This is a genomic window from Pseudonocardia pini, assembly GCF_013870575.1.
Lineage (GTDB): Bacteria > Actinomycetota > Actinomycetes > Mycobacteriales > Pseudonocardiaceae > Pseudonocardia > Pseudonocardia pini.
This window is the reverse complement of record NZ_JACBXB010000383.1, coordinates 1-5,117: the sequence shown is the minus strand read 5'-3', so window position 1 is coordinate 5,117 and position 5,117 is coordinate 1. Positions and strand designations below refer to the sequence as shown.

General features: G+C 73.2%; 7 protein-coding genes. 4 read left to right on the top strand and 3 right to left on the bottom strand.

The features are described from left to right. Positions 1–87 precede the first annotated feature (87 nt). Positions 88–717, top strand: coding sequence for a flavin reductase family protein (locus H5J29_RS20145; RefSeq protein ID WP_181782602.1), 630 nt, complete (start codon positions 88–90; stop codon positions 715–717). Here the strand turns inward: H5J29_RS20145 and H5J29_RS20140 are convergent. Further along, the gene (locus H5J29_RS20140) at positions 707–922 is read right to left on the bottom strand and encodes a hypothetical protein (protein ID WP_181782601.1); all 216 of its coding nucleotides are present in this window, start codon (positions 920–922) and stop codon (positions 707–709) included. The genes H5J29_RS20145 and H5J29_RS20140 overlap by 11 nt on opposite strands. A gap of 140 nt (positions 923–1,062) precedes the next feature. Further along, positions 1,063–2,748, bottom strand: a complete 1,686-nt coding sequence (locus H5J29_RS20135; protein ID WP_181782604.1) for an AMP-binding protein — start codon at positions 2,746–2,748, stop codon at positions 1,063–1,065. A 158-nt stretch (positions 2,749–2,906) separates the two neighbouring features. On the opposite strand from H5J29_RS20135, the gene H5J29_RS20130 reads away from it, so the two are divergent. Next, positions 2,907–3,317, top strand: coding sequence for a hypothetical protein (locus H5J29_RS20130; RefSeq protein WP_181782600.1), 411 nt, complete (start codon positions 2,907–2,909; stop codon positions 3,315–3,317). Positions 3,318–3,448: 131 nt separating this feature from the next. Beyond that, positions 3,449–3,865, top strand: a complete 417-nt coding sequence (locus tag H5J29_RS20125; protein ID WP_220187680.1) for an SsgA family sporulation/cell division regulator — start codon at positions 3,449–3,451, stop codon at positions 3,863–3,865. On the opposite strand, the gene H5J29_RS36290 is transcribed toward H5J29_RS20125, so the two are convergent. Next, complete coding sequence (locus tag H5J29_RS36290; RefSeq protein ID WP_181782599.1) at positions 3,843–4,448, bottom strand: DUF5709 domain-containing protein; 606 nt, start codon at positions 4,446–4,448, stop codon at positions 3,843–3,845. The genes H5J29_RS20125 and H5J29_RS36290 overlap by 23 nt on opposite strands. A 77-nt stretch (positions 4,449–4,525) precedes the next feature. Between H5J29_RS36290 and H5J29_RS20115 the strand changes: the two genes are divergently transcribed. Beyond that, entirely contained in the window at positions 4,526–5,095 is a 570-nt protein-coding gene (locus H5J29_RS20115) for a TetR/AcrR family transcriptional regulator (RefSeq protein WP_181782598.1), read from the top strand. Positions 5,096–5,117 lie beyond the last annotated feature (22 nt).

The window sequence follows — 5,117 nt, the reverse complement described above, 5'->3', positions numbered from 1 at the left end:
CACCAGGTCGGCGGCCACCCCCAGGAGCAGGCCGAGCGCACGCGTCCGCGACATGCCCGGCACCGTACCCAGAGGCATGATCGGGGCATGCGCACGGACATCGACCCCGCCGAGATGGGCGCGAGGTCCTTCTACAAGATCCTCAACAGCGTGATCGTGCCCCGGCCGATCGCGTGGGTCTCGACCCGGTCCGCGGCGGGCGTCGACAACCTCGCGCCGCACTCGTTCTTCACGGCCTCCTGCGTGGACCCGCCGATGGTGCAGTTCACCTCGGTCGGGAAGAAGGACTCGCTGCGCAACTGCGTCGAGACGAACGAGTTCGTGGTCTGCCTCGCCAACGAGCCGATGTTCGAGAAGGTCAACGCGACGGCGACGGACTTCCCCGCGGAGGTCTCCGAGTTCGCCGAGGTCGGCCTCACGCCCGAGCCCAGCCTCACGGTCGCGCCGCCGCGGGTCGCGGAGTCACCGGTCGCGCTGGAGTGCCGCACCGAGCACGTCCTGGAGCTCGGGGACTCGACCATCGTGATCGGCCGGGTGCTGCACGCGGCGATCGACGAGGACGTGTTCGAGACCGACTCCCGCGGCAACCACCTGCCCAGCGCGGCGAGGCTGCGCCCGCTCGCCCGGCTGGGCCGCAACGAGTGGGCCACCCTCGGCGAGATCCTGGACATCACCCGGATCCCCTACAAGGACTGGCCGGGCCACTTCACCGGCTAGCGTGCAGCGCGCTTGCCCGGGTCGCGATCTGGTGCAGCGTGCAGGGCCAGACCACGCCCGAGCCCGCGTTGCGGCAGGCCGTGCAGCGGCCCAGCCGGTCCGGGACGTGCTGGTCCAGCAGCCTGCCGAACACCTCGGGCATGTCGGCCAGCACCCCGGCCATCGGGCCGTCCCCGGGCGTGTACGCCCCGTCGCTCCCGGCCATGCCGTCCCCCTCGCCCGTTCGGACCCGCGCCGCTCCGGCGCGCGCCCCCCGACACACTCGTCCCGCCGTCGAACGGTGTTACGACGGCATGACGCATGCCTACCGGACCCGGGCCCTCCCCACCCGAGGAACCCCCTGCACTACAGCGTGAACTCGCCCGACGGGGTGGCGGCCGGGTCCGCGTGCAGCTCGCCCTCGCGCCCGCGCAGCTCGACCCGGCGGATCTTGCCCGAGATCGTCTTGGGCAGCTCGGCGAACTCCAGCCTGCGGATCCGCTTGTACGGGGCGAGGTTCTCCCGGGCGAACGACAGGATGTCCCGGGCGGTCTCCTCGGTCGGCTCGTAGCCCGCCGCGAGGACGACGTACGCCTTCGGCACCGCCAGCCGCACCGGGTCCGGCGAGGGCACGATCGCCGCCTCCGCCACCGCCGGGTGCTCGATCAGCACGCTCTCCAGCTCGAACGGGCTGATCCGGTAGTCCGACGCCTTGAAGACGTCGTCGGCGCGGCCCACGTAGGTGATGTAGCCGTCCGCGTCCCGGGACCCGACGTCCCCGGTGTGGTAGTACCCGCCCGCCATCGCCTCGGCGTTGCGCTCCGGGTCGTCCCGGTAGCCCACCATGAGCCCGACCGGCCGACGGGACAGGTCGATGCAGATCTCACCCTCGTCGGCGGGCTCGCCGGTGGCGGTGTCCACCAGCACGATCGGGAAGCCCGGCATCGGCCGCCCCATCGAGCCCGGCTTGATCGCCGCGCCGGGCGGGTTCGCGATCTGCACCGACGACTCGGTCTGCCCGAAGCCGTCCCGGATCTTCAGCCCCCAGGCCTTCTCGACCTGCTCGATCACCTCGGGGTTGAGCGGCTCCCCGGCGCCGACGACCTTCTGCGGCGGCGTGGCCAGCCCGGACAGGTCGGCCTGGATCAGCATGCGCCACACCGTCGGCGGGGCGCAGAACGAGGTCACCGCACAGCGGTCGAGCACCCCGAGCAGCTCCTCGGCGGAGAACTTCGTGTAGTTCATGACCAGCACGGTCGCCTCGGCCAGCCACGGCGCGAACACGTTCGACCAGGCGTGCTTGGCCCAGCCGGGCGAGGAGATGTTGAGGTGCACGTCGCCGGGCTCGAGGCCGATCCAGTACATCGTGGACAGGTGCCCGACGGGGTAGGACTGGTGCGTGTGCTCAACGAGCTTCGGCTTGGCCGTGGTGCCCGAGGTGAAGTACAGCAACAGGGTGTCCGTGGCCAGGGTCGGCCCGTCCGGCTGGAAGACCGTGCTCCGGTCGTAGGCCTCGGTGTAGTCCTGCCAGCCCTTCGGGGCGCCCCGCACGGCGATCCGCGTGTAGTCGCCCTCGACGTCGTCGAACTTCCCGGCGTCCACCGCCCCGACGATCACGTGCTTCGCCCGGCCGCGCTCCACCCGGTCGCGCAGGTCGTCCGCGGTGAGCAGGGTGGTCGCGGGGATGACGACCGCGCCGAGCTTCATCGCCGCGAGCAGCGTCTCCCACAGCTCCAGCTGGTTCGCCAGCATCAGGATGATCCGGTCGCCGCGCGCGACGCCCCGGTCCCGCAGCCAGTTCGCGACCCGGTTGGACCGCTCGGCCATCTCCCGGTACGTCCAGGACGCGTCGCTGCCGTCCGCCTCGATGATCCAGAGCGCCTTCCGGTTCCCGCGCTCGGGATCGGCGGCGACGGCGTCGAAGTGGTCCAGCGCCCAGTTGAACTCGTCGAGCTCCGGCCACGCGAAGTCCCGGACCGCGGCGTCGTAGTCCGTGCGGTTCGCGAGGAGGAGGTCCCTGGCCGCGTAGAACCGGGTGCTGCTCGCCGTCATCTCCGACATCTCCACCTCACACGTGATCGCCACACCGCTCGGAGCAGACCCTAACGACCGACGCGCGCCGCGCCACCCGTCCGACCGGAGGGTGGACCCCTCGAACGTGGCCGGAGCGTCGCGGGCGGGGCCGGGGTGGCGGGTCTAGCGTGCCGGGCGTGACGGGGTGGACCAGGGCACGGACAGCAGCACTTCTCGCGCTCACGGCGGCCCTGCTCGCGGGCTGCGCGGGCACCGCCACCTCGACGGCACGCCTGCCGGAACCCGTCCCACAGGCCGCACCGAACGGCACCGCGCTGCTCTGGCCGGTCACCGACGTGGCCGCGGCCCAGGACCTCCAGACGGAGGTCGACGGTGGCACGCAGCCCTGGACGCTGGACCCGGAGGAGGTGGCCCTGGGCTACGCCACCGCGACCTGGGGCTGGACGAACCCCGAGCCGACCTCCACGGCCCCGGGCACGGTGGCCCTCACCGACCCCGCGGGCACCGCCACGCTGACCCTCGTCCAGCCGGTCCGCGCGGGCACGACGGGCATCTGGGTGGTCTCCACCGCGCTCCGGACCTCGTAGCCGCAGTCACCAGTATGGGTGAAAGCAGGCCCGGAGTGCTGCGTTCCGCCGCTCCCCACCGATTCCCCTCGTGAGAGCCGCGAGGACACCACCGGACGGCCGCATCCACCACAGTCAGGGGGGTCATCGCGATGATCGGGAGCGACTCGGTCCAGCAGGACATGTTCACCGTGCTGCACGGGCAGCCGGCGCCGGTGGTCACGCGCTGGACCTACGCGGCCGCGGACCCGTTCGCCGTCACGCTCGCCGTCCGGACCAGGCAGGACCGGTGGATCGAGTGGCTGGTCGCCCGGGACCTCGTGCGCGAGGCGCTCTCCGGCCCGGCGGGCTACGGCGACATCCGGATGAGCCCGCAGCTCGTGCAGGGCTACGACATCGTCGAGATCGAGATCCGCTCGACCGACGGCCGGGCCGTGCTCGAGGTCGACCGGGACCTGCTGCGGCACTTCGTCGAGTCGTCCGCCGAGGTCGTCGCGTTCGGTGAGGAGGACGAGGTCCTCGACCTCGACGGGGTGATCGCCCAGCTCACCTCCAACTGCCCGGAGTGACGCCCGCGTCGCGGCCGCCGTCGACCCCGGGGATCCCACCGGTCTCCGGGTCGGAGTCGATCCGCGCCGCCGCGCGCCGCTCCTGCACCGGCTCCTGGGGCTCGGTCTCGGACTCGTAGTCCCGCTCGGCGTCCTCCTGGGCGGCCGCGGGCCTGCGCTCCTCCTCGAGGGCCTGCGCCACCTCGGGGTCCTCCGCGGGCGAGTCGTCCGCCACGGGCTCGAACCCCCGCTCGACGTCGTGCACCGCGGCCTCCTCGGCCGTCGCCGCACCGCCGTCGACGCCCACGTCCTCGGCCACGCCGTCCACCCCGCCCTCCACCCCGGCCACCAGCCTGCCGGTCCGGTCCTGGTCCACGGTCTCCTCCTCGGGCTCCTCCCGGCGCAGCCGCGCGTCGAGGGACTCCCCCTCGCGCTCGCCCGCCGGGGTCACCGCCGGGTCCTCGACGCCGTAGGGCCGGTCGGGGGGCGAGTAGCCGGCGTCCAACGGGTCACCGTCGGTCAGCGTCTCCTCCGGGTCCAGCTGCAGGGCGGACGCCATGTCGGCACCGCTGTCGGGCCGTTCGTCGTCGGGCTGTTCGGGCATGACACTTCCTTCCGTCGTGCGCACGGATCGCGTACCCCGCGCCACGCGGGCGCACACCCGCCGTGATCCGATGGGGCATGGTTCCCGCCCGGCCGCGCGACTCCGCCGCCACCCGACGCGCCCTGCTCGCCGCCGGTCGCGAGCTCTTCGCCACCACGGGGTACGACGGCACCACGGTCCGCGCGATCGCCGAGCGGGCCGGGGTGAACCAGGCGTTGGTGTTCCGGCACTTCGGGTCCAAGGACGGGCTGTTCGCCGCCGCCGTCACGGGCCAGGCGCTGGAGGTCCTGCACGACGGCCCCGCCGACCAGGTCCTCCCCCGCACCCTGCGCGCGATCCTGGCCGCGGACAGCGAGGAGTCCACGCTGTTCCTGGCCGCCCTGCGCTCCGCGGGCAACTCCGACGCCGCCGAGACCGTGCGCTCGGAGCTGCGCGCGGCCTACGGCGGCACCCTCGCCGCGCTCGTCGACTCCGACGAGCCCGCGGACGCCGAGCTGCGCGCCGAGCTCGTCCTCGCCTGGCTGCTCGGGATCTCCCTGCTGCGCACCGTGATCCGCAGCGAGGCCCTGGCGGCCGCGGAGCCCGACGTGGTGGTGGACCACGTCTCGCGGGCCGTCGGCACCCTGCTCCACCACGCCGACCGCTGAGGGGGAGGTGGGGAGGCGGTGC

Coding starts and splice junctions, on each gene's coding strand:
- H5J29_RS20135 (WP_181782604.1), bottom strand. CDS start 2,748: ATGACGGCGAGCAGCACCCGGTTCTACGCGGCCAGGGACCTCCTCCTC.
- H5J29_RS20145 (WP_181782602.1), top strand. CDS start 88: ATGCGCACGGACATCGACCCCGCCGAGATGGGCGCGAGGTCCTTCTAC.
- H5J29_RS20140 (WP_181782601.1), bottom strand. CDS start 922: ATGGCCGGGAGCGACGGGGCGTACACGCCCGGGGACGGCCCGATGGCC.
- H5J29_RS20115 (WP_181782598.1), top strand. CDS start 4,526: ATGGTTCCCGCCCGGCCGCGCGACTCCGCCGCCACCCGACGCGCCCTG.
- H5J29_RS36290 (WP_181782599.1), bottom strand. CDS start 4,448: ATGCCCGAACAGCCCGACGACGAACGGCCCGACAGCGGTGCCGACATG.
- H5J29_RS20125 (WP_220187680.1), top strand. CDS start 3,449: ATGATCGGGAGCGACTCGGTCCAGCAGGACATGTTCACCGTGCTGCAC.